This is a genomic window from Staphylococcus sp. GDX8P54P (assembly GCF_017893165.1).
Classification (GTDB): Bacteria; Bacillota; Bacilli; order Staphylococcales; family Staphylococcaceae; genus Staphylococcus; species Staphylococcus borealis.
The window spans coordinates 1-768 of record NZ_JAESMM010000072.1; the positions used below are offsets into that span (position 1 = coordinate 1).

1 protein-coding gene and 1 pseudogene are annotated in these 768 nt (G+C 33.3%); both read left to right on the forward strand.

Annotation, left to right across the window (positions count from 1 at the left end):
- Positions 1 to 321 (forward strand): rhodanese-like domain-containing protein (locus tag KA909_RS13175; protein ID WP_210130316.1); only part of this gene is annotated, 321 nt, incomplete at its 5' end.
- A gap of 17 nt (positions 322 to 338) precedes the next feature.
- Positions 339 to 768: pseudogene (gene sqr / locus KA909_RS13180) on the forward strand (type II sulfide:quinone oxidoreductase Sqr); the annotation flags it as partial.

The window sequence follows — 768 nt, forward strand, 5'->3', positions numbered from 1 at the left end:
GTAGCAGGCTATCGTTTACCAAAATCAGAAGTTCTAACACAATCCATCCACAGCGCTGATATGACTGGTGAAGAAGCAAATGTACTCGACGTACGTAATGATGAAGAATGGAATAATGGACACTTAGATCAAGCAGTCAATATTCCACATGGTAAATTATTAAATGAAAATATTCCATTTAATAAAGAAGATAAAATATACGTACATTGTCAGTCAGGAGTTAGAAGTTCAATCGCAGTGGGTATCTTAGAAAATAAAGGATTTGAAAATGTCGTGAATATTAGAGAAGGATATAAAGATTTTCCAGAATCATTAAAATAATTTAAGGGTGTGGAAAAATGAGTAAATATTATCAAATTGTTATTGTAGGTGGCGGTACAGCAGGTATTACCGTGGCATCAAGACTATTAAGAAAAAATCAAAGCTTAAAAGGAAAAATAGCAATTATAGACCCAGCTGAATATCATTATTATCAACCTTTATGGACTTTGGTTGGTGCTGGGGCATCGAGTTTAAAAAGTTCTCGTAAAGATATGAAAAGTGTTATACCTGAAGGTGTTCAATGGATAAAAAATGCTGTTTCAAGCTTTCAACCTGAAAACAATAGCATTATTTTAGGAGATAATTCAGTCGTTAGTTACGAATTTTTAGTGGTAGCCCCTGGATTACAGATTAATTGGTCTTCTATTAAAGGATTAAAAGAGAATATAGGTAAAAATGGTGTTTGTTCTAACTATTCACCTGACTATGTTCGCGAAACTTGGAGAC